The sequence below is a fragment of the Brevundimonas diminuta 3F5N genome, assembly GCF_900163625.1.
Lineage (GTDB): Bacteria > Pseudomonadota > Alphaproteobacteria > Caulobacterales > Caulobacteraceae > Brevundimonas > Brevundimonas diminuta_A.
Window position 1 is genome coordinate 31,497 of sequence record NZ_FUIE01000037.1, and the last position, 21,304, is coordinate 52,800.

At 67.8% G+C, this 21,304-nt stretch carries 19 protein-coding genes; 11 read left to right on the forward strand and 8 right to left on the reverse strand.

Going from position 1 to position 21,304, the window contains the following annotated elements:
* Positions 1–4 precede the first annotated feature (4 nt).
* Positions 5–1,216, reverse strand: coding sequence for an N-acetylmuramoyl-L-alanine amidase family protein (locus FM111_RS07260; protein WP_087140304.1), 1,212 nt, complete (start codon positions 1,214–1,216; stop codon positions 5–7).
* A 454-nt stretch (positions 1,217–1,670) separates the two neighbouring features.
* Between FM111_RS07260 and FM111_RS07265 the strand changes: the two genes are divergently transcribed.
* The 3 genes from FM111_RS07265 to FM111_RS07275 are packed head-to-tail and all read left to right on the forward strand — an operon-like array spanning position 1,671 to position 6,723.
* Positions 1,671–4,373 carry an Rne/Rng family ribonuclease gene (locus FM111_RS07265; RefSeq protein WP_087140305.1) on the forward strand — a complete coding sequence of 901 codons (2,703 nt, stop codon included), beginning with the start codon at positions 1,671–1,673 and terminating at the stop codon, positions 4,371–4,373.
* Positions 4,374–4,429: 56 nt separating this feature from the next.
* Complete coding sequence (locus tag FM111_RS07270) at positions 4,430–5,851, forward strand: M48 family metalloprotease (protein ID WP_087140306.1); 1,422 nt, start codon at positions 4,430–4,432, stop codon at positions 5,849–5,851.
* Positions 5,852–5,892: 41 nt separating this feature from the next.
* On the forward strand, positions 5,893–6,723 hold the full coding sequence (locus FM111_RS07275; RefSeq protein ID WP_087140307.1) for a thioredoxin domain-containing protein: 831 nt from the start codon (positions 5,893–5,895) through the stop codon (positions 6,721–6,723).
* Between the two features lie 25 nt (positions 6,724–6,748).
* On the opposite strand, the gene FM111_RS07280 is transcribed toward FM111_RS07275, so the two are convergent.
* From FM111_RS07280 to FM111_RS07290, 4 genes are all read right to left on the reverse strand, one after another.
* Positions 6,749–7,537: a thiazole synthase gene (locus FM111_RS07280; RefSeq protein WP_003168099.1), complete on the reverse strand. Its 789-nt coding sequence runs from the start codon at positions 7,535–7,537 to the stop codon at positions 6,749–6,751.
* A 60-nt stretch (positions 7,538–7,597) separates the two neighbouring features.
* Complete coding sequence (gene thiS / locus FM111_RS16450; protein ID WP_218779184.1) at positions 7,598–7,795, reverse strand: sulfur carrier protein ThiS; 198 nt, start codon at positions 7,793–7,795, stop codon at positions 7,598–7,600.
* Between the two features lie 120 nt (positions 7,796–7,915).
* Positions 7,916–8,371 (reverse strand): MarR family winged helix-turn-helix transcriptional regulator, encoded by a 456-nt coding sequence (locus tag FM111_RS07285; protein WP_087140308.1) that lies wholly within the window; start codon positions 8,369–8,371, stop codon positions 7,916–7,918.
* Positions 8,372–8,386: 15 nt separating this feature from the next.
* Positions 8,387–9,679 (reverse strand): S41 family peptidase, encoded by a 1,293-nt coding sequence (locus FM111_RS07290; RefSeq protein WP_256968134.1) that lies wholly within the window; start codon positions 9,677–9,679, stop codon positions 8,387–8,389.
* A 247-nt stretch (positions 9,680–9,926) separates the two neighbouring features.
* Between FM111_RS07290 and aroQ the strand changes: the two genes are divergently transcribed.
* The 4 genes from aroQ to aat are packed head-to-tail and all read left to right on the forward strand — an operon-like array spanning position 9,927 to position 12,983.
* Positions 9,927–10,382, forward strand: a complete 456-nt coding sequence (gene aroQ / locus FM111_RS07295; RefSeq protein WP_087140309.1) for a type II 3-dehydroquinate dehydratase — start codon at positions 9,927–9,929, stop codon at positions 10,380–10,382.
* Positions 10,383–10,422: 40 nt separating this feature from the next.
* Positions 10,423–10,908: an acetyl-CoA carboxylase biotin carboxyl carrier protein gene (accB, locus tag FM111_RS07300; protein ID WP_087140310.1), complete on the forward strand. Its 486-nt coding sequence runs from the start codon at positions 10,423–10,425 to the stop codon at positions 10,906–10,908.
* A 5-nt stretch (positions 10,909–10,913) separates the two neighbouring features.
* Positions 10,914–12,266: an acetyl-CoA carboxylase biotin carboxylase subunit gene (gene accC / locus FM111_RS07305; protein WP_087140311.1), complete on the forward strand. Its 1,353-nt coding sequence runs from the start codon at positions 10,914–10,916 to the stop codon at positions 12,264–12,266.
* 9 nt (positions 12,267–12,275) lie between these two features.
* Positions 12,276–12,983 carry a leucyl/phenylalanyl-tRNA--protein transferase gene (gene aat, locus FM111_RS07310; protein ID WP_087140312.1) on the forward strand — a complete coding sequence of 236 codons (708 nt, stop codon included), beginning with the start codon at positions 12,276–12,278 and terminating at the stop codon, positions 12,981–12,983.
* Here aat and FM111_RS07315 read toward each other — a convergent pair.
* Both FM111_RS07315 and FM111_RS07320 read right to left on the reverse strand, forming a co-directional pair.
* The gene (locus FM111_RS07315; protein ID WP_087140313.1) at positions 12,950–13,654 is read right to left on the reverse strand and encodes a DUF2155 domain-containing protein; all 705 of its coding nucleotides are present in this window, start codon (positions 13,652–13,654) and stop codon (positions 12,950–12,952) included. The two genes, aat and FM111_RS07315, sit on opposite strands and share 34 nt — an antisense overlap.
* On the reverse strand, positions 13,651–14,043 hold the full coding sequence (locus FM111_RS07320) for an NADH:ubiquinone oxidoreductase subunit NDUFA12 (protein WP_179205048.1): 393 nt from the start codon (positions 14,041–14,043) through the stop codon (positions 13,651–13,653). The genes FM111_RS07315 and FM111_RS07320 overlap by 4 nt, the downstream gene beginning before the upstream one ends.
* Before the next feature lie 207 nt (positions 14,044–14,250).
* Here FM111_RS07320 and FM111_RS07325 point away from each other — a divergent pair, with 207 nt between their 5' ends.
* The 3 genes from FM111_RS07325 (at position 14,251) to FM111_RS07335 (ending at position 18,409) form a co-directional block, all read left to right on the forward strand.
* Complete coding sequence (locus tag FM111_RS07325; RefSeq protein WP_087140315.1) at positions 14,251–16,860, forward strand: TSCPD domain-containing protein; 2,610 nt, start codon at positions 14,251–14,253, stop codon at positions 16,858–16,860.
* Between the two features lie 89 nt (positions 16,861–16,949).
* Entirely contained in the window at positions 16,950–17,444 is a 495-nt protein-coding gene (locus FM111_RS07330; RefSeq protein ID WP_087140316.1) for a pentapeptide repeat-containing protein, read from the forward strand.
* A gap of 65 nt (positions 17,445–17,509) precedes the next feature.
* Positions 17,510–18,409 (forward strand): pentapeptide repeat-containing protein, encoded by a 900-nt coding sequence (locus tag FM111_RS07335; protein WP_087140317.1) that lies wholly within the window; start codon positions 17,510–17,512, stop codon positions 18,407–18,409.
* Positions 18,410–18,473: 64 nt separating this feature from the next.
* Here the strand turns inward: FM111_RS07335 and aspS are convergent, their stop codons facing one another.
* A complete protein-coding gene (gene aspS, locus FM111_RS07340) occupies positions 18,474–20,306 on the reverse strand; it encodes an aspartate--tRNA ligase (protein WP_087140318.1) in 1,833 nt (610 codons plus the stop codon).
* A gap of 208 nt (positions 20,307–20,514) precedes the next feature.
* Here aspS and FM111_RS07345 point away from each other — a divergent pair, with 208 nt between their 5' ends.
* Positions 20,515–21,177, forward strand: coding sequence for a DnaA ATPase domain-containing protein (locus FM111_RS07345; protein WP_087140319.1), 663 nt, complete (start codon positions 20,515–20,517; stop codon positions 21,175–21,177).
* The last annotated feature ends 127 nt before the right edge of the window (positions 21,178–21,304 follow it).

Genomic DNA, 21,304 nt, shown 5'->3' on the forward strand with positions numbered 1-21,304 from the left:
GGCCTCAGCCGCCGGCGATGTCCCCGGCGACCATCACCGGTGCGGCCGGCTCGCGGAAATAGCGGTCGATGCCCTCGGCGACCGAGCGCATCAGGCGGCGGCGGGCGCGTTCGTCGTTCAGGACGCGCTCGTCTTCCGGATTGGTGATGAAGCCCATCTCCAGCAGAATGGCCGGAACGTCAGGCGCCAGCAGCACGGCCAGACCCGCATCGCGGTGGCTGCGCCGCAGCAGCGGATGATCAGCCCCTTCCAGATGGGTCAACAGCACCCGCGCGAACTGGGCCGAGCGGTTCTGGGTGGCGCGCTGGGTCATGTCCAGCAGGATGCGATCGACCGAAGGATCGCGTCCCGGCAGGCGCAGATCGCGCTGCCAGTCGTCGCCCTTGGTGAACTCGCGCACGGCGCGACCGGCGCCCTGTTCGGACAGGGTGTAGACGCTGGCGCCGCGCAGGGCCGGGTCGGAACCGGCGTCGGCGTGCAGCGAGATAAACAGGTCGGCGCCCGCGTCACGCGCGATCTGCACCCGACGGCCGTGGACTACATAGACGTCGCCGTCGCGGGTCAGGCGCACGCGATAGCGGCCGGTGCGCTCCAGCGCCGTCTTCAGCTCGCGGGCGGCGGCCAAAGTGACGGCCTTTTCCTGAACATGCTGGCCCTGGGCGCCGGGATCGCGACCGCCGTGGCCGGCGTCGATGACGATCAGGGGCTTTTCAGCACGCGCCTGTTCGCGGCGCGGCGCGGCGACCGGGACCGCAGCGGCGGCGCCCGTGGCCTTCAGGTCGATGACGTAACGATAGTGGTCCACCCCGTCGCCCGGCGGCAGCAGGAAGCGACGCTCGATCTCGGCGCCGCGCGCCAGGTCCAGCCGCACGCGCGACGCGCCCGAAGCCGCGCTGACCTCATAGCCGCGCACCAGGCCCGAGCCGCTGCCTTCCAATCCACGCGCAGGGCTGACGCCCGCCAGCGACAGGATCACCCGCCCGGCCGAGCCGTCCTCAACCACCTGCCCTCGGGTCGTGCGACCCAGATCCAGAACCACGCGGGTCCGCTGGCTGTCGCCGCCGAAGCGCAGACGCACGATTTCGCCGTCCGGACCGAAGGCCAGACCGCGCGTCGCCGTGAGCGCGACAAGGCAGATGACGACGAACGCCAGGCCGGTCATCGACCATTCGCGCACGCCCCAACGGCTCAGATTGTCACGCCACCGACCCAACATCAGAGGGAATTCGCCCTGCAGTTTAGAAGTCAGGATGGGCCCAGGGTTTAAGGATTTCGTTAAGACCTCTTACCGGCGCGCGGTTCTTTTATTTTCCGCAACATCTGCCTATTATCGGTTCCGCATGCGATCGATCGCGCCGCCCGTCATCTGTTGGGCTCAGGCGCGCCCTCCTCGCGGCGTTGAACTTTTCACCAATTCCGAGGATCGCGCGGCCTGGCCGTCGATCCGAAGATACGGGTTCGGGATGCAGCCTTGATCGGCGCGTCCGGGCCCAGGACCGACAACCTTATGGGCCGACCCGCCTGCGCTCCCGAACGGCAAGATCATGCCGCTCTCGCTTTCTGCGAGGGGATGACGCGCGCCCTGGCCCCCATTTCCATTCGGCGAGCCGCCCCTATTCCCGCGACTGAGTTCGCGGCGCACGGCCTGGCGCGCCTGAGAGAGACCTTCAATGTCAAAAACCATGTTGATAGACGCGGCGCACGCGGAAGAGACGCGCGTCGCGATCGTGGACGGCCGCCAGGTTGAGGAATTCGATTTCGAATCCCGCGCGCGCCGCCAGCTTCGCGGGAACATCTACCTCGCCAAGGTCACCCGCGTAGAGCCCAGCCTGCAGGCCGCCTTCGTTGAATACGGCGGCAACCGCCACGGCTTCCTGGCCTTCAACGAAATCCACCCGGACTATTATCAGATCCCGGTCGCCGACCGCGAAGCCATCATGGCCGAAGCGCACGACGACGCGGACGAAGACGATCTGGGCCGTGAATCCGACGACGCCGATTCCGACGGCAAGCTGGCCGACGAAGAGCGCCTGAAGCGCCGCCTGATGCGTCGCTACAAGATCCAGGACGTCATCAAGCGCCGCCAGATCCTGCTGGTGCAGGTCGTCAAGGACGAGCGCGGCGCCAAGGGCGCGGCCCTGACCACCTGGCTGTCGCTGGCCGGCCGCTACTGCGTGCTGATGCCGAACACCGGCAAGGGCGGCGGCATCTCGCGCAAGATCACCAACACCTCGGACCGTCGCCGGCTGAAGTCCGCCGCCGCTGCGCTGAAGGTGCCCCAGGGCATGGGCCTGATCATCCGCACGGCGGGCGCCAAGCGCACGCGGGCCGAGATCAAGCGCGACTATGAATATCTGCTGCGCCTGTGGGAGACGATCCGCGAACTGACCCTGCGCTCCAACGCGCCGGCGATGATCCACGAAGAAGAGAACCTGGTCCGCCGCGCCGTGCGCGACATGTACGACAAGGACTTCGACGGTATTCAGGTCGAGGGCGTCGAGGGCTTCAAGCAGGCCCGCGACTTCATGCGCGTGCTGATGCCGTCCCAGGCCAAGAAGATCCACCTCTATCAGGGCTCGCGCCCGCTGTTCGCCGCGAACGGCATCGAAGAGGTGCTGACCCAGATCCACCAGCCGGTCGTGCCGCTGAAGTCGGGCGGCTATCTGGTCATCAACCAGACCGAAGCCCTGGTCGCCATCGACGTGAACTCGGGCCGCGCCACCAAGGAGCGCAACGTCGAGGCCACGGCCACCAAGACCAACCTGGAAGCCGCCGTCGAGGCCGCCCGCCAGTTGCGCCTGCGCGACCTCGCCGGTCTGATCGTCATCGACTTCATCGACATGGACGAGGGCAAGAACAACCGCGCGGTTGAGAAGGCTCTCAAGGACGCCCTGGCCAAGGACCGCGCTCGCATCCAGATGGGCCGCATCTCCGGCTTCGGCCTGATGGAGATCAGCCGTCAGCGTCGCCGCCTGGGCGTGATCGAAGGCGCGACCGAGGTCTGCGAATGCTGCCAGGGCGCCGGGCGCGTCCGCTCGGCTGAATCGGCGGCCCTGACCACCCTGCGCGCCGTCGACATTGAGGCCGGAAAGAACGGCGCCGGTTCGGTGAACCTGCGCGTCTCGACGGTCGTGGCCCTGTATATCCTGAACCACAAGCGCGACTATCTGCAGTTCCTGCTGGAGCAGCGCGGCGTCAACGTCGTCATCCAGATCGACGACAGCCTGGCCCAGGGCGAGCACTCGATCGAGCGCACCGAGACCAACGAAGACTTCGTCGCGCCGGAAAGCCACATCGACCTGGCTGACCTGGACGACGGCTTCGACGACAGCGCCTATGACGACGAGGACGAAGACGCCCAGGACGAAGACGACTTCGGCGACGATGAGGACGAGGCCGATCTCGACCGTGAGGACGAGGACGACGACGAGGCCCGCGCCCGTTCCGAACAGGACGACGACAGCCGCAGCGGCGGTCGCCGCCGTCGCCGTCGCGGCGGTCGCCGTGACGAGGAAACCGAAGCCGTCGCTTCTGACGATGACGATGACAGCCGGGGCGGCCGCCGCCGTCGTGGCCGTCGCGGCGGTCGCCGGATGCGCGAAGAAGGCGAACGCGACGTCTACGCCTGGGTGCGCGGCCGCACCCCGTCGCTGCAAGACCCCTACGTCTGGTTCGACCCGATCAACCCCGAAGCCGCCCGCCCCGAGCGCAAGCCCGAGCGCGTTCAGGAAGAGACGGATCAGAATGTCAGCCTCGATCAGGTCGCCGCGTCGGAAGAAGGCCGCAACGGCCGTTCGCGCCGTCGTCGCGGTCGCGGTCGCGGCCGTGGTCAGGGCGACCTGGCGCACGAGGCCAAGGTCGAGGACCGCGCCGCCAATGAAGGCCTGCCGCCCGTCGGCTCGCCCGATACGCCCATCGCCGTCCTGATCGAGGATGAAGCGACCGAAGCCGCTCCGTCGGCCGAGACCGCCCCTGCCCCGCAGACGATCGAGGCGCCGAAGCGTCGCCGTGTTCGCCGCAAAGTGACGAGCGCCGCCGCCGAGGAAACGACTACGGCCGCCGTTGAGCAAGACGCCGAACCGACCGTCGCCGAGGCGGAGACCGCAGTCGAAGCCGCTCCGGTCCCTGTCGAACTGGACGTCACGCCCGCCGTGGCCGCCCGCATCGAACAGGCGATCGAAGAAGCCTTGGTCGAAGAGGCTCCAGTCGAAGACGTCGTGGCCGCAGAGGTCGTGATCGAGGAAGCCGTCGTCATGGCCGAACCGGCCCCGGCGCCGACGGCCGAGGTCGACATCGCGGCCATCATCGCCGACGATCCGAACCAGATCGGCGCCGCGCCCGCCAAGCCCAAGCGCGGCTGGTGGCGCCGTTGATCGGACACGATTAAGCTGGAAGCTGCGGGGGAGAGACCATCGCTCTGGAGTTCGTCATGACCAGGACGCCCCCCGCCGCAACCCGCTTTCGGCGCTATCTGGCCGCCAGCGTCGGCGCCCTCGCGGTGCTGGCCTCGGCCGCTGCGGCCCAGGCGCAGAGCCTGATCCGGGATACCGAGATCGAGGGCATCATCCATGAGTGGTCCGAGCCCGTGCTCGACGCCATGGGCCTGGACCCGAACGAGGTCGAGATCCTGCTGGTCAACGACAATGACCTGAACGCCTTCGCCACGCGCGGGCGGATCATGGGGTTGAACACCGGCCTGATCCTGCGGACCAAGAACCCCAATCAGCTTCTGGGCGTGATCGCCCACGAAGCGGGGCACATCAAGAACCGCCACACCCTGCGCGACGGCGCCCAGAACGCCGGAATGCAGCCGATGATCATGACCATGGCGCTGGGCGCCCTGGCCGCGATCGCGGGCGCCCCGGATGCGGGCGCGGCCCTTTTGGCCTCCAGCCAGTATTTCGGCACGCTGGGCGCCCTGCGCTACATGCAGAGCCAGGAGGGCGAGGCTGACATCACCGGCGCCCGCGCCCTGGAGCGCGCGGGGGAATCCGGCCGCGGCATGGTCGAGTTCTTCGAGAATTTCCGCGCCCAGGAAATCTTCTCGGATCAGCGCCGCTATCCCTATTTCCGCAGCCACCCCCTGTCCTCGCAGCGGATCGAGGCCCTGCGCCCAGCGGTCGAGGCGGCCTCCCATTACGACAAACGCGACAGTGACGAGCGCATGGCTCAGCACACGCTCGTCGTGGCCAAGATCCGCGCCTTCATGGACGCGCCCAACGCCACCTTGCGCGACTATCCGTCCAGCGACGTCTCCCTGCCCGCCCGCTACGCCCGCGCCATCGCCTGGTATCGCGACGGCCAGACGCAGAAGGCGCTGGACGCAGTCGACGCTCTCTTGGCCGAACAGCCTGAAAACCCCTACTTCTGGGAGTTGAAGGGCCAGATCCTGTTCGAGGAAGGCCGCCCCGCCGAGGCTCTGGGCGCGCATGAGAAATCGGTCGAACTGAAGCCGGACGCCCCCCTGCTTCGCATCAATCTGGCCCATGCCCTGATCGAGACCAGCGACGCCTCCAAGCTGACTGAAGCCGAGAACCAGTTGAAGCGCGCCCTGGCGCTGGAGCCGGACAACACCATGGGTTGGCGCCTGCTGTCCCAGGCCTACGCCAGCCAGAACAAGGAGGGCGAGGCCCGCCTGGCCTCCGCCGAGTACTGGTTCGCCCTGCGTCGCCCGGAACAGGCCGCCCAGTTCGCCATGCGCGCCCGCGACATGCTGGATCGCAGTTCGATCGAATGGCGTCGCGCCACCGACATCGTCCTGGCTTCGGGCGCGACCGAAAAAGACATCACCGACGCCGAGCGCCGCAACGAACAGCGCAGCCGCTCAGGCGTCATTCCGCCCGGCGCCTGACGCCGAAACCGCCTTCCTCTTTTGCGCCTGACGAGACCTTGATGACCGACGACGCCCCCCGATCTGACCAGACGCCGGACCAGACCGCCGACCAGACCGTCGTGACGTCGCCCGCCGCCGCCAAGGGCCGCTTCGCCCTGTCGGGAACGGTGCTCGGCGGCGCCGCCGTGGCCATGTCGGCGGTCGCCCTGGTCCTGTCCGCCGCGCCTTATCTGAGCGGCGGATTCGGTGGCAAGGTGCGCGACTATCTGGTCAGCAACCCCCAGGTGCTGGACGAAGTCCTGGCCGCGCGCGAGACGATGGAATCCCAATCTCGCGTCCAGACCATCAACGCCGCCGCCGCCGCCAATCCGGCCCTGCTGGCTGTCGATGCGCGCGACCCGGCCTTTGGTCCGGCGAACGCCAAGGTGACGGTGATCGAATTCTTCGACTTCCGCTGCCCCGGCTGTAAGGCCGTGGCGCCTGAATATCGCGCCCTGATGGCGGCCCATCCCGAGGTGCGTTTCGTCTTCAAGGACTGGCCGATCCTGGACCGAGGCGACGACGTGTCCTCGCAATACGCCGCCCGCGCCGCCCTGGCCGCGCATCAGCAGGGCAAGTATCTGGCCGTCTATGACGCCCTGATGGCCGAACGCGCGCTGGACCGCGCTTCCATCGACCGCATCCTGGCCGACAACGGCGTCGACATGGCCAAGGCGAACGCCGCCATCTCCGCCCCGGAGATGACCCGCCACGTCACCGACATCCACGCCTCGGCCGCAGCGCTCGGCCTGCAGGGCACGCCGACCTTCTTCATCAACGGCGTCGCCAGCCCCGGCATCGACCCGCGCGAAGTCGGCGCCCTGATTGAAGCCGCCAAGAAAAAGGGCTGACCTTTCGATCAGCCCCTCGGCATTTTCAGATCAACCCCGCCAGCGGCGAGGACGGATCGGCGTAGAACCGCTTCTTCATCCGTCCCGCCAGGTAGGACTCACGCCCGGCGATGACCGCGTGCTTCATGGCGCTGGCCATCAGCAGGGGATCGCGCGCCTCGGCGATGGCGGTGTTCATCAGCACGCCGTCGCAGCCCAGCTCCATGGCGATGGCGGCGTCCGACGCCGTGCCGACGCCTGCGTCGACCAGCACCGGCACCTTGGACTGCTCCACAATCAGGCGGATGTTGATCGGGTTCTGCACCCCCAGGCCCGAGCCGATCGGCGCGCCCAGCGGCATGATGGCCACGGCGCCCGCGTCCTCCAGCTTGCGCGCATAGACGGGGTCGTCGGTGCAATAGACCATGACCTCAAAGCCCTCGGCGGTCAGCAGCTTCAGCGACCGCAGCGTCTCTTCCATGTCGGGGAACAGGGTCTTGGGGTCCGCCAGAACCTCCAGCTTGACCAGGGTCCAGCCGCCGGCCTCGCGCGCCAGGCGCAGAGTCCGCACGGCGTCCTCGCCGGTGAAGCAGCCCGCCGTGTTCGGCAGATAGGTGTATTTCTTCGGGTCAATGAAGTCCGTCAGAACCGGCTGGTTCGGATCGGTCAGGTTCACCCGGCGCACGGCCACGGTGACCATCTCGGCGCCCGAAGCCTCGGCCGCCGCCGCGTTCTGGGCGTAGTCGCGATACTTGCCGGTGCCCACGATCAGGCGCGAGTTGAAGGTGCGGCCGGCGACGGTCCAGCTGTCGGTGCGGGGAGCGGTGTCAGTCATGGTTTAACGACCTAGCGCCGCCATGCGTCGGGGGGAAGCGGCGTTGCGGGATTTGATCGGTCAGCCCCCGCCTACGAACTGCACCAGTTCGATCTTGTCGCCCTCGGCCAACGCCGTCTCGCCGTGCAGCGAGCGCGGCACGATCTCCAGGTTGCGCTCGACCGCCACCTTCTTGGGGTCCAGCGACAACTCCTGAACCAGGTCCAGAATGGTCGTGGCTGTGGTTTGCCGAACCTCGCCGTTGACTTCGATACGCATCACATCTTTCCGAGCAGCAATAAGCACATATTGCAGACGCGCCTCTCTTTCGGCCCGCCGCTGACGGCGGAGATATAGCGCGTTTGCGCACGACGGGCATCAGTCGGCGCCAGACGCCTTTCAGACGATCATACGGTCGCTCAAGGCGCGGGTCTTAAGCGAGCGGATCGCGCGGCCTATCGTATCGAACACGGGACCGGCCTCCTCCTCCATTTCAGCATAGGCGCGCTCGAACTCTGGGGTCAGCCTGTCCAGCAAGGCCAATTGTTCGCGCCCCCTGTCGGTGATCTCGATCAGGTTGACGCGCTGGTCGTTGGGATCCGGACGGCGGCTGACCAGATCCAGGGCCAGCAGCTTGGGCATCTTCTGCTGAATGAGCTGGTGCGAACGGTCCAGCGCCCGCACTAGATCGGCGACAGAGACCGGGCCGAGCGTCGCAATGGCGCCCAGCAAGGACGAGGACTTCACCGGGATGACAATGCCCGCGCGCTTGAACACCTCGGCCGACTGCTGCTCGATCAGTTCGCTTAGCTGCTCGCTGAGCCGGCCCAGGAAGGTGCGATCCAACTCGATCATTCGTTCAACCACTCCTCAGTCCAGGCGGCGATAGGTTTCCCGCTCGCCGGACTTCCACACTCGCTCCAAGCCGCTCACACGGCCATTCTCGCGCACCAGACGGAATCGGTAGTCGTCTGTTCCCTGCACTGCAAACAGCGCCTTCTCGATCGGCTCAAGGGCCAAAACGAAGCGATCGCGCCAATGGTAGGCCAGACCGCCGGCGGTGCGCGTCAGGGTGCGTCCCTCATAGGTTCCGACCGCGGCGTCCAGCTCCGCGTCGCTCGGGGACTGGCCGGTCAGCGCAGCCTCAACCGGAACCAAGGCCCATTCAGCCTCTGCGTCGCCTGCATCCGCGCGGCTCTTCAGCAGGAATTTCTGCGCCGCCAACAGAGCCTCCGAAGCTGGAACAGCCAGATCAGGGGTCACGCCGACGCCCTCGAAATCCTTACCGTCGATCGGATCGCGGATCTGACCGAACGGAACCTGCAGCATGAAGCGGTCATCAATCGGCACGCGGGTGACGGGATGCGCGCCGCCGGCGGTCTGTTCCCCGATCACGGTCGCCCGACCCAGACGTTGCAGTGAAAACGCCATCCATTCGGCCGATGAAAAGGACGTCGATCCGGTCAGGACCACCACGGGAATATCCGCTGACCGCCAGCCCGACACCGCAGGCAGGCTCCATTGGCTCCGCACCACCTGCGCCCCCTTGTCATTGTAGTTGTAGTCGAAGAATTCCTGATCCTTGCCCGCTGGATAGAGGTAGCTCATCAGGAACTGCGCCATCTCCAGGACGCCGCCGTTGTTGTAGCGAAGGTCGAAGATCAGCCCCTTGGCCCCTTCGGCGAAATGCATGGCCGCCGCCGCCGTCTCCTGGGCGTATTGCGGGTCGGCGAAGAAATCGAAGCGCACATAGGCCAGATCGCCGTCCAGCCGCCGCGCCTCACGAAACCCGAAATTCGCCGCGCGCTCGCTGTCGCGTTGCGCCTGGGTCGTCGTCTCGCCGCTTGCCTTGGCTCGGCGGTCAGCCGCGACCTCGTCAGGATCGAAAGCCACCGAGAAGTGCAGATCCTCGCTCGCCTTGACCAGGCCTTGAGACAGGCTCTCGGCGAAGCGATCGGCTTCCATCGGCTGCGATTGAATCCGCCTGCCCAGTTCAGCGGATATGGCCGGAATCCGGTCGGGAAAAACATAGTTCTGCTGCAACGCCGTCTCGAGGCGAGCAACGACTTCTCGCTGCGCCCCGTGATCCAGGGTCTGCGCATCGACCGAAGCCGGGATCAGGACAGCGACGCTCAGCAGCGAGAGAAAAACTCGAGAAATCACGTCCAGACCTCACAATGAAATATATTGTGCAATATGTTGTAATTATTTCTTACGTCAACCGCCCGCGGCAGGACCGGACACGAAACGCGCGCGAGCTCGTTCCTGCATCGCTGTCCTGAGACGGCGCCTTGCAGCTCGCCTCCTGTGCCCTTAGGTCAACTTATCACCGGCCCGCTTTGCGTCGCGCCATACCTGAGCTACAACGCCCGACCGAATCCGCGCGGCGGCGCGCCTGTTTTGCGAGCGAATGCCCGAAACTCTCACCCTCTATGTCCTGAACGGCCCCAACCTGAACCTTCTCGGGGTTCGGGAGCCGGACATCTACGGACACGAGACCCTGGCCGACGTGCAGGCGATGTGCGAGGCGGCGGCCGAGGGCGCGCGCGTGGTGTTCCGCCAGTCGAACCATGAAGGTCAGCTGGTCGACTGGATCCAGGAGGCTAGGGCCGAGGCCGACGCCCTGGTCATCAATCCGGCCGCCTTCACCCATACCTCGGTGGCCCTGCTGGACGCGCTGAAAACGCTGAGCATCCCCGTGGTCGAGTGTCACCTGTCGAACCCCGCCGCGCGCGAGGCGTTTCGGCATCACTCCTATGTGTCCCTGGCCGCGACCGGCGTGATCGCCGGCTTCGGTCCCCGCAGCTATGAATTGGCCGTCCGGGCTGCTCTGGACCTGGCGCGCCGCGCCGGGGCCAAGGGCTGACCGCCGCGCGCCGTCTGAAGATCAAGTAGAAGAGACCCCCATGTCCGACGACAAGAACAAGAACATCGACGCCGACCTGGTCCGCAGCCTGGCCGACATCCTGAACGACACCGACCTGACCGAGATCGAGGTCGAGCGCGGCGATCTGAAGATCAAGGTGAAGCGCGAAATCACTGTCGCCGCCGCTCCGATCCAGTACGCCGCCGCTCCGGCTGCGGTCGCCCACGCCGCGCCGGCCGCCGCGCCGCTCTCCATGCCGTCGGACCCCGCCACGATCGTCGCCCGCGCCGGCGAAGAGGTGAAGTCGCCGATGGTCGGCACCGCCTATCTGCAGCCCGCGCCGGGCGCCGATCCCTTCATCAAGGTCGGCGACAAGGTGAAGAAGGGTCAGACCCTGGTCATCGTCGAAGCCATGAAGACTATGAACCCGATCCAGTCGCCGCGCGACGGCGTGGTGACTGAAATCCTGGTGGGCGACGCCCAGCCGGTCGAGTTCGGCGAAGCCCTGGTCGTTCTGGAAGCCTGAGCCCCATGTTCACCAAGGTCCTGATCGCCAACCGGGGCGAGATCGCGCTGCGCATCCACCGCGCATGCAAGGAGATGGGAATCTCCACCGTCGCCGTGCACTCCGAAGCCGACCGCGGCGCCATGTGGGTGCGCCTGGCCGACGAGAGCGTCTGCATCGGCCCCGCGCCGGCGGCCAAGTCCTATCTGAACATCCCCTCGATCATCGCGGCGGCGGAAATCACCGGCGCCCAGGCGGTCCACCCCGGCTACGGCTTCCTGTCGGAGAACGCTCGCTTCGCCGAGATCGTCGAGGCCCACGGCCTGGCCTTCATCGGCCCCAAGCCTGAGCATATCCGGGTGATGGGCGACAAGATCACCGCCAAGCAGACGGTCAAGGAGGCGGGCATCCCCGTCGTCCCCGGCTCTGACGGCGAAGTCGAGACGGTCGAACAGGCCATCGAAGCCTCCAAGGCCATCGGCTTCCCCCTGATCGTCAAGGCGGCCGCCGGCGGCGGCGGTCGCGGCATGAAGGTGGCGATGACGGCCGACGACCTGGTCGAAGCCGTGCAGACGGCCCAGACCGAGGCTCTGGCCGCCTTCGGCAACGGCGCCGTCTATATGGAGCGCTACCTCCAGAAGCCGCGCCACATCGAGATCCAGGTCATCGCCGACAGCCACGGCAACGTGGTCCACCTGGGCGAACGCGACTGCTCGCTGCAACGCCGCCACCAGAAGGTGCTGGAAGAGGCCCCCTCGCCCGCCCTGTCGGCCGAGGGCCGCGCCAAGATCGGCGAGACGGTCAACAAGGCCATCGCCGCCATCGGCTACCTGGGCGCCGGGACCATCGAGTTCCTGTGGGAGGACGGCGAGTTCTTCTTCATCGAGATGAACACCCGCCTGCAGGTCGAGCACCCGGTCACCGAGATGATCACCGGCGTCGATCTGGTGCGCGAACAGATCCGCATCGCCGCAGGCCTGCCGCTGTCGTTCACCCAGGACGATATCGAGTTCAAGGGCCACGCCATCGAGGTGCGGATCAACGCCGAGAACTCGGAAACCTTCACCCCGTCGCCGGGCACGATCACCGAGTTCCACGCACCGGGCGGTCTGGGCGTGCGTCTGGATAGCGCCATCTACGCCGGCTATTCGATCCCGCCCTATTACGACAGCCTGATCGGCAAGCTGATCGTCCACGGCCGCGACCGCGAGGAGGCGCTGGCCCGCCTGAAGCGTTCGCTGGGCGAGACGGTCATCAGCGGCGTCGACACCACCATCCCCCTGTTCCAGAAGCTGCTGCAGGAGCCGGACATCCTGTCGGGCGACTATGACATCCACTGGCTGGAGAAGTGGGCGGCGGCGCAGAAGGCCAAGGCCTAAGCGCCCGCCTTGCCCAAGGCTCCCGAAGAGCCGGGTTTCAGCGCGAGCGGCCCTTCCGACGTCTTCGGACCGGAGGCGCTGCTCGCCTGCTACGCGCGGGGCGTCTTCCCCATGGCCGAGGCGCACGACGATCCGCGCGTCTTCCTGGTCGAGCCGGACCAGCGGGGCGTCATACCGCTGGATCGCTTCCACATTCCCTCGCGCCTGCGCCGCACCGTGCGGAGCGAGCCGTTTGAAGTGCGGGTGAACACGGCCTTCGCCGCCGTTCTGGACGCCTGCGCCGCGCCCGCGCCGGGGCGCGAGGACACCTGGATCAACGCCCCGATCCGTCGCCTCTATGTCGAACTGCATCAACGCGGCTTCGCCCACAGCGTCGAATGCTGGCGCGACGAAGCCCTGGTCGGCGGCCTGTACGGCGTCACGCTGGGCGGCGCCTTCTTCGGCGAGAGCATGTTCAGCCGGGCGACGGACGCATCCAAGGTCGCCCTGGTTCACCTGGTCGCGCGGCTAAGGAAAGGCGGCTGGCGCCTGCTGGACACGCAGTTCCTGACCGAGCATCTCAGCCAGTTCGGCGCCGTGGAGACGCCGCAGGAAGCCTATCTACGGATGCTGCCTTGGGCCTTGCAGGCGGCGCCGGACATGGACGCCTTCACCGCCCCGTTGAGCGGGACCGAGGCCGTGGCCTACGCCTTACAGCCCACAACCCAGGCGTCGTAGACCGGGTGTTGCAGCCCGCTGACGCTGGGCGATGAGGCGAACATCCAGCCCTTGAAGACCTGACGCGCCTCGGTCGGCACGGCCAGGCCGCGCGGCTGAACGCCGACCTCCATATAGGCGATGGCGTCTTCGGTCATTTCGTCAGAGGCGGAGACCTCGCAGGCGCGGGCCTTGAACAACAGAGTCCTGCCGAAGCGCACCGGGCGACCGCCGACCTCGACCTCGAAACGCATGGTCTCGGCCGTCGTCTTGTCCACCGCCTGGATGACCGCGATGCGGCGACGCTGACGCACGCCCGGCGGCGTGGTCGGAGCGGCCGGCGCGGGCGCAGCCTCTTCTTCGGCGGTCAGGTCTTCAGGCACTTCTTCCTGAACGGCGACTTCCTGTCCCTGGACCGCGACGGTCGGGACGCCGGGCTGCGCGGGCGCCGCCGGGTTCGTCGCAGGATTGGACGCGGGAGCCTGGCCGCCGTTGGCGGGCGGAGTCTGCGGCTGCGGCTGCGTCGGTTGCAGCGGCGTGCGGCCGGTGTCGCGCAGCAGGTCGCCGATCGGATCAGCCGGAGCCGGCGTCGCGTCTTGCGGCAGGTCCATCAGGGCGCTGGCCACGCCGACGCCCGAGATCGCCAGTCCCGCGACGACCACCCCGGCCAGCAGGACATGGCGAAGGGTCATTCCGGGCTCCAGGCCTGATAGTCGCCGGTGGCGGCCGGGCGTTGGCCCAGGGCGGCCAGAGAGCCTTGCGGACGGCGCGCCATCGGCGTGCCCGTCATGTTCGGCAGGTGATCCTTTTCCCACGCCTGACGCGGCAGCGGGCGCTCGGCCGGGCTCTCGTCATAGGTATAGCGCAGCCAGCCCTGCCATTCCGGCGGAACCTTCGTCGCTTCGGCGTAGCCGTCATAGATAACCCAGCGTCGCTTGCGGCCGTCATAGCTGACGGTGTCGCGGGATTCGTAATAGCGGTTGCCGAACTCGTCCGTGCCGACCAGCTGGCCGCGTTTGCCGACGGTGAACAGGGTGCCGATCGTGGCGCCGTTCCACCAGGTGAAGATCTTGCTCAGCACGTCGTCGAACTCACTCGAATCCACCGCCCAGGGAAGGTCCGGCGGCGCAGGCCGATCATAGAAACCGCGACGCCCTACGTCCAGCATGGAGCGCAAGGGAAACGCCTCAACATCTTGTGGGCAAACCTCGCACGAACCACAACATACGTTGAACGCCCGTCAGATCTGCCGGTAAGCTGGTTCAGACGACATGCGTGGAGACGTGGAATGCGCTTCAAGGCTCGCTTTGCTCCTCTCGCCGCGACGCTCTCTTTCGAGCCCCGCGAGATCGAGCGCGGCCGCGCCCTGACGCCGGTCTCGGCGCCCGCCGGGTGGACCGACGTCCGCGTCGAGGCCTGGCTGGACTGGGCTGAAAGCCAAGCGCTGTCGCAGCCCGACGCCCTGGACGCCGCCATTCACGACTGGGCCGCGCGACTGGCGTCCGAGGGGCAGGAAGGCGGCGGCCTGGCCACAGCCGCCGAGGCCGAGCGATTCGCCGCTGAACTGGCGGCGTCCGTGTTGCTGGGCCTCGCCGCGCCCGCCCTGCCGACGACGAACGCCTTCCTGCCGCTGATCGACCTGTCCGAACCGGATGCGCCGCGGGCCCTGTCGGCCCAGGCCGCCGCCTGGCGTGGGCGCCGCCTGTCCGGGCGCGCGACCGAAGCCCTGGCCAAGGCGTTGGGCGAGGTCGCCGACGCCGTCTCCCGTTGCGAAGGCCCACGCGAGGCCTGCGCCGATCCCGCCGCCAACCCTGCCCTGGCCCGCGCCGCCGTGGCTGCACGCCGCTGCGGCGCCGGCGACGCCGACATCCTGCGCGCCACTCAGGGCGAGGCCGCTGATCTCGTGGTCGAGGCCGTTGAACTGCCCGCGACCCTGCCCGTGCTGGCGGCGCGCGATACGACCGCCTCGGGCGATCCCCGAACCGCCGCCGTGGCCGAGGCCATGCAGGAAGGCCCGGTCGTCGTCGCCTTTTCGCCTGCCGACGCCGAAGCCATGGCCGCCGTTGAGGCGAGCGCACGAACGGTCCTGAACCTGCCCGCCCTGGCGGCGCTGGCAGGGGCGGACTTCGACGCCGCCCTGGATGCTCTGGTCGCCTTGTGGACCACGGCGCTGGATATCGAACTGGACCAAACCGGCCGCGCCGAGGCGCAGGCCTCTCGGCCCATCGCCCTGGGCCTCGGCGGCCTAGCGGATTGGGCCGTCAGCCAGGACGCGACCGACCCGGCCGCGCAGGCGTCCGCGCTCGGGCGCCGCGTCTCTGACATGGCGTCCCAGACCTCCTGCGACCTGGCGATGCGACTGGCCCCCTGCCCCGAATGGGCCGCCGCCAAGGACGACGTCATCGCCACGCTACAGGCGCAAGGGCGCGACGCCGCCGCGCTGGAGCAGAACGGACGACGCAACGCCGTGATCGGCCTGTTCGTCGACGAGGCCGAACTGGACCTGCGGCTGGGCCTGTCGCCGTTCGGCGCGACGGATGTGTTCCAGACCGCCGACGACGAGGTCGCCCGGCGACTGAGGCCCGCCGTGGTCGCCGCCATCATCGCGGCGGGCGGCGACGTCCAGGCGGCGGAGCGCCATCTGTTCGGCCGCCGCACCCTGGCCGAGGCGCCGGGCGTGAGCCACGGGCGTCTGCGCGAACTGGGCTTCACCGATCTGGAGCTGGAAGCCATCGAGCGCGCCCTGGCCCTGGTCGAGGATTTCGGCCTCGCCTTCGCCCCGCCGGTGCTGGATGCGGGCTTCATCGGCGACGTGCTGGGGCTGACGCCGGACGAAGGCGCCCTGCTGCCCCGCCTGGGCTTCACGGCCGACGAGATCGAGGCCGCGACCGCCTATGTCTTCGGTCGACCGGACCTGTCGGACTGGGATCAGGCGCCGCCGTCGCTGACGACCCTGCTGGCGACGCCGAGCGCCGATCTGGAGGCGGCGCTGCGCCAGGCGGTCGAGCTGTTCAGCGACGCGCCCGACGCCCGCCCTCGCCTGCTGGACTGGCGCTCCGACGCCATGCAGATCAGCCGCGCCATCGCCGACGGCGCGCGCGACGATCGCCGCGTCGTGGCTTTGCGTCGCGCCGAAGCCCCGCACAGCTTCCGCCTGGACCTGCCCGAGGTCGAAGCCCCCCGCCGCGCCGAAGCCCCGCCGCAAGCCGCGCCCCAGACCGTCGAGCGCGTGGTCGAGAAGGTGGTCGAGCGCGACCGCACCCGCCGCCGCCTGCCCGACCGTCGCAAGGGCTATATCCAGAAGGCCTCGGTCGGCGGCCACAAGGTCTATATCCACACCGGCGAATACGAAGACGGCGAACTGGGCGAGATCTTCATCGACATGCACAAGGAAGGCGCCGCCTTCCGCTCGATGATGAACAACTTCGCCATCGCCATCTCTATCGGCCTGCAATACGGCGTGCCGCTGGACGAGTTCGTGGACGCCTTCGTCTTCACCCGGTTCGAGCCGTCAGGGCGGGTCACAGGCAATGACTCCATACGCTCGGCGACCTCCATCCTCGACTATGTGTTCCGCGAGCTGGGCGTGTCCTATCTGGACCGGCGTGAACTGGCGCAGGTCACGCCCGAAGCCGCCAATCTGGACGGCATGGACGGCGCCCCCGCCGATGCGCCCCAGCCCGTGCCCGCCGCCCGCTTCATCTCCAAGGGTTTCGCCCGAGGCGCAGCGCCCGACAATCTGATCGTCGCCCCCTTCGGCCGGAAGGAGCCGTCGCCGCGCACCACGCCGCAAGCCCAGGCCGGCCCCTGTCCCGAGTGCGGCGACCTGATGCTGACGGATCGGAACGGGACGCCCGTATGCGGCGCCTGCGGTGCGACGCCCAAGGTTCAGGGCTAGGTCTCGTTCATGCGTTGAAACGGGACGCACTGTCCCGAAACGGCGGCCCGCTTCTTGCTGCAACAGGCGCAAAGTCTGGAGCCATTCGCATGATCCGTCCCGCAATCGCCCTTCTCGCCGCCGTCGGCCTGACGCTGACGGCCCTGCCCGCCTCGGCGCAGAACGCCTCTCAGATCAGCCAGGTGCGTCGCGGCGCCTCCTGCCCCGGCTGCAACCTGTTCCAGGGCGACTTCTCGGGCCTGGAGCGCACAGGCCTGAACCTGGCGGGCGCCCGCGTCCGTCAGGCGGATATCAGCCTGTCGGTGATGAACCGCACCAACTTCAGCCGCGCCGACCTGCGCGACGTCGAGGCCTATGGCGCTGTCCTGTCCAGCTCGAACTTCACCGGGGCGGACCTGACCAACGCCAGCTTCGTCGGAACCTATCTGGAAGGCGCCGCCTTCGCCGGGGCCAAGCTGAACGGAACCAATCTGTCGGGCGCCGAGATGTCGCGCGCGCGCGGCCTGACCCAGTCGCAGCTCAATCAGGCCTGCGGCGACCAGAACACGGTTCTGCCTTCAGGCCTACGCATTCCCGCCTGTTGAGCGTCGCCTTCGTTACCACGATTTAAGTAGGGTTTTTACGGACTAAGGCGCATTCAGGAGGGGTGATGAAACGCTCCATTTCACCCCTGCGCCGTCTGGCCCTCGCCGCCTCAGCCCTTGTGGGAATGACGACGGCCGCCCCCGCCCTGGCCGGCGTCGTGGACACGACCTGGACCCAGGACCGTGACGTCGCCCGCATGGTGTCCCTGGGCGGCAGTTGCGTCCGTTGCGAACTGTCGGGCCGCGATCTGTCCGGCGCCACCCTGACCGGCGCCAATTTCGCCAACGCCACCCTGGTCGGGGCCAATCTGCGCGGCGCCGAACTGGTCGGCTCGAACTTCGTCGGCGCCGACTTCAGCCGGGCCGACATGCGCGGCATCGAGATGGTCGGCTCGACCTTCACCACCGCCAACCTGACGGGCGCCCAACTGATGGGTGCAGAGGCGACCGGCGCGGTCCTGATCCGGGCCAATCTGACCGGCGCCAATCTGACCGGCGCCGAGCTTCAGGGCGTCAACATGAACAGCGCCGTCCTGGTCCGCGCCCGTCTGAACGATGCGGAGATCTTCGGCGCCACCCTGGCCAATGTGAACGCCAGCGGCGCAGACTTCACGGGCGCCGACATCAAGGCGTCCAACCTGTCGGGCGGCAACTTCGACAACGCCTCCTTCCGAGATGCAGACCTGGACAGCGCGCGCCTGTCCGGCGGCAGCTTCAATCGCACCGACTTCCGCGACGCCTCCCTGCGCCGCACCGACATTCGCGGCCTGGACCTGTCCCGTGCGCGCGGCCTGACCGCCGGTCAGGTCGAAGAGGCCTGCGGAGACGCCTCGACCCGCTTGCCGGGCGGCCTGACGGCCCGCAACTGCCGTGGCGGCGTCCGTGTCATCCGCACGCCGCCTGCGCCTCCAGTCCCTCCGGTTCCGCCGCGCCAGCGCAACCTGGTCATCACCTCGGGCAACTAAGCCCCGGACGCAAAAAAGGGAGGGGTCGCCCCCTCCCTTTTCCAATTCAGCCCTATGGCTCCGATCAGATCTTAATCGGCAGCTGGGTGCGGATCGACAGCTCCTTCAGCTGACGCTCCTCAGCCTCGGCCGGAGCGCTCATCAGCAGGTCCTGGCCCTGTTGGTTCAGCGGGAAGGCGATGACCTCGCGGATGGCCTGCTCGCCGGCCAGCAGCATGACGATGCGGTCGATGCCCGGCGCCAGACCGCCATGCGGCGGCGCGCCGTAGCGGAAGGCGTTCAGCATGCCGCCGAACTGCTCTTCGACCACCGAGGCGTCGTAGCCGGCGATCTCGAAGGCCTTCAGCATGATCTCGGCCTTGTGGTTCCGGATCGCGCCCGAGCACAGCTCATAGCCATTGCAGACGATGTCATACTGGTAGGCGCGGATGGTCAGCGGGTCCTGCGTCTCCAGCGCCTCCATGCCGCCCTGCGGCATCGAGAAGGGGTTGTGGCTGAAGTCGACCTTCTTCTCTTCTTCCGACCATTCGAACATCGGGAAGTCGACGATCCAGCAGAACTTGAACTGGTCTTCGTCGACCAGCTTCAGCTCCGTGCCGACGCGGGTGCGCGCCAGGCCGGCGAACTTGGCGAAGACCGACGGCAGGCCGGCGGTGAAGAAGGCGGCGTCGCCCTTGCCTAGACCCAGCGAGGTCATCAGGGCCTCGGTCGGCTCCTGACCCAGGTTCTTGGCGATGGGGCCGCCCCACGACTGCTGATCGTCCGACCAGAAGATGTAGCCCAGGCCCGGCTGGCCTTCGCCCTGCGCCCAGGAGTTCATGCGGTCGCAGAAGGCGCGCGAGCCGCCCGTCGGCGCCGGGATGGCCCAGACGGCGTTCTTCTCGTCGGCGCCCAGGATCTTGGCGAACAGGCCGAAACCGCCGTCGCGGAAGTGGTCCGACACGTCCTGCATCTTGATCGGGTTGCGCAGGTCCGGCTTGTCCGAGCCGTACCACTTCATCGACTGTTCGAACGTCAGGCGCTCGAAGCCCTTGTGCTCCATCGTCTGACCGAAGTCGTTGGTGAAGGTTTGCACGGCGTCGATGGGCGACACCGGCTTGCCCTCGCCGAACTCGGTGAACAGGCCGTGCATCAGCGGCTCGATCGCCTGGAAGACGTCTTCCTGGGTGACGAAGCTCATTTCCACGTCGAGCTGATAGAATTCCAGCGAGCGATCAGCGCGCAGGTCTTCGTCGCGGAAGCAGGGCGCGATCTGGAAATAGCGGTCGAAGCCCGACACCATCAGCAGTTGCTTGAACTGCTGCGGGGCCTGCGGCAGGGCGTAGAACTTGCCGGGGTGCATCCGCGAGGGCACCAGGAAATCGCGCGCGCCTTCCGGCGACGAGGCCGTCAGGATCGGGGTCTGATACTCCAGGAAGCCCTGGGCGCACATGCGGTTGCGGATCGACTGGATCACGCGCGAACGCAGGACGATGTTCTTGTGCAGACGCTCACGACGCAGGTCGAGGAAGCGGTTGCTCAGGCGAATCTCTTCCGGGTATTCCTGCTCGCCGAAGACGGGCATCGGCAGTTCGGCGGCTTCCGACAGAACCTCGACGGCCTGGACGCGCACCTCGACCTCGCCGGTCGGCAGGTTGGCGTTGACGGTCGAGCCTTCGCGCAGAACCACTTCGCCGTCGATCTTAATGACGCTCTCGGCGCGCAGACGCTCGACCACTTCAAAGCCCGGCGTTTCGGGGTGCAGGACCAGCTGGGTCAGGCCGTAGTGGTCGCGCAGGTCGATGAACAGCAGGCCGCCGTGGTCGCGCTTGCGGTGGATCCAGCCCGACAGACGAACATTCGCGCCCGCATCCGTCGAACGGAGGGCGCCGCAGGTGTGGGTGCGATAGGCGTGCATGATCGGATTTCGTCTGAAAACGGCTGTCGAACAGCGTGAATTAGGAGCGGGGAAAGGCCCATCATCGCCCCCGAAAGTCAAGGCTGACGCCCGATCGCCCAGATGAATCGCCCCTGATACGCCATCCACAGGGCGAGGCAGGTTGTCCCCGTGATCCCGCCCTATCAACAGAGACGCCCACGGCTCGGCCCGGCTAGGGTCCATCCTCATGAACGCCTCGGCCGCCGAAATCCGTCAACTGCGCCTGCCGCTGCAGCAGGAGACGCCGCAGCGCGCCTCCGACCTGGCGATCTCGGAAGCGAACGCCGCAGGCGTGGCCGCTCTGACCACCTGGCCGGAAGCGCCCGGCGCCATCCTAGCCCTGTTCGGTCCGGCGGGCTGCGGCAAGAGCCACCTGGCCGCTGCCTGGGTCGAGCGCACCGGCGCCATCGCCCTGCACGGCGCCGAGGCCGCCCTGGTCGACCCGCTGGAGCTTGAGGGCCGCCCCGTCCTGCTGGACCGGGCCCAGGATGCGGACGACGAAAGCCTGTTCCACCTGATCAACCTGACCCAGTCGGGCGGCGGGGCCCTGTTGCTGGTGTCGCGCGACCCGCCCGCATCGTGGGCCACCGACCTGCCGGATCTGCGCTCGCGCTTGAACGCCATCCGCACCGTGGGAATAGAGGCGCCCGACGACGTGGTCTTCGCCGCCATGCTGCGCCGCGCCTTCGCCAGCCGGAACATCACCCCCGCCGACGAGCTGATCGACTATCTGGTCCGCCGCATCGACCGCTCGGCCGACGCCGCCGAAGCCGTGGTCGACCGTCTGGACGCCCTGCACCGCCCGGTGACGCGCGTATTGGCCCGTCAGGTGCTGGACGGGGAACCCTAACCCCGCTCATCCCCGCGGAGGCGGGGACCAAGTGCTTTGGCTTCAAGCTCGCGCTTGGGACCATGAAGACCTTTGAGCCGAGCGCTCGTGGCTCTCACTGGGTCCCCGCCTCCGCGGGGATGAGCGG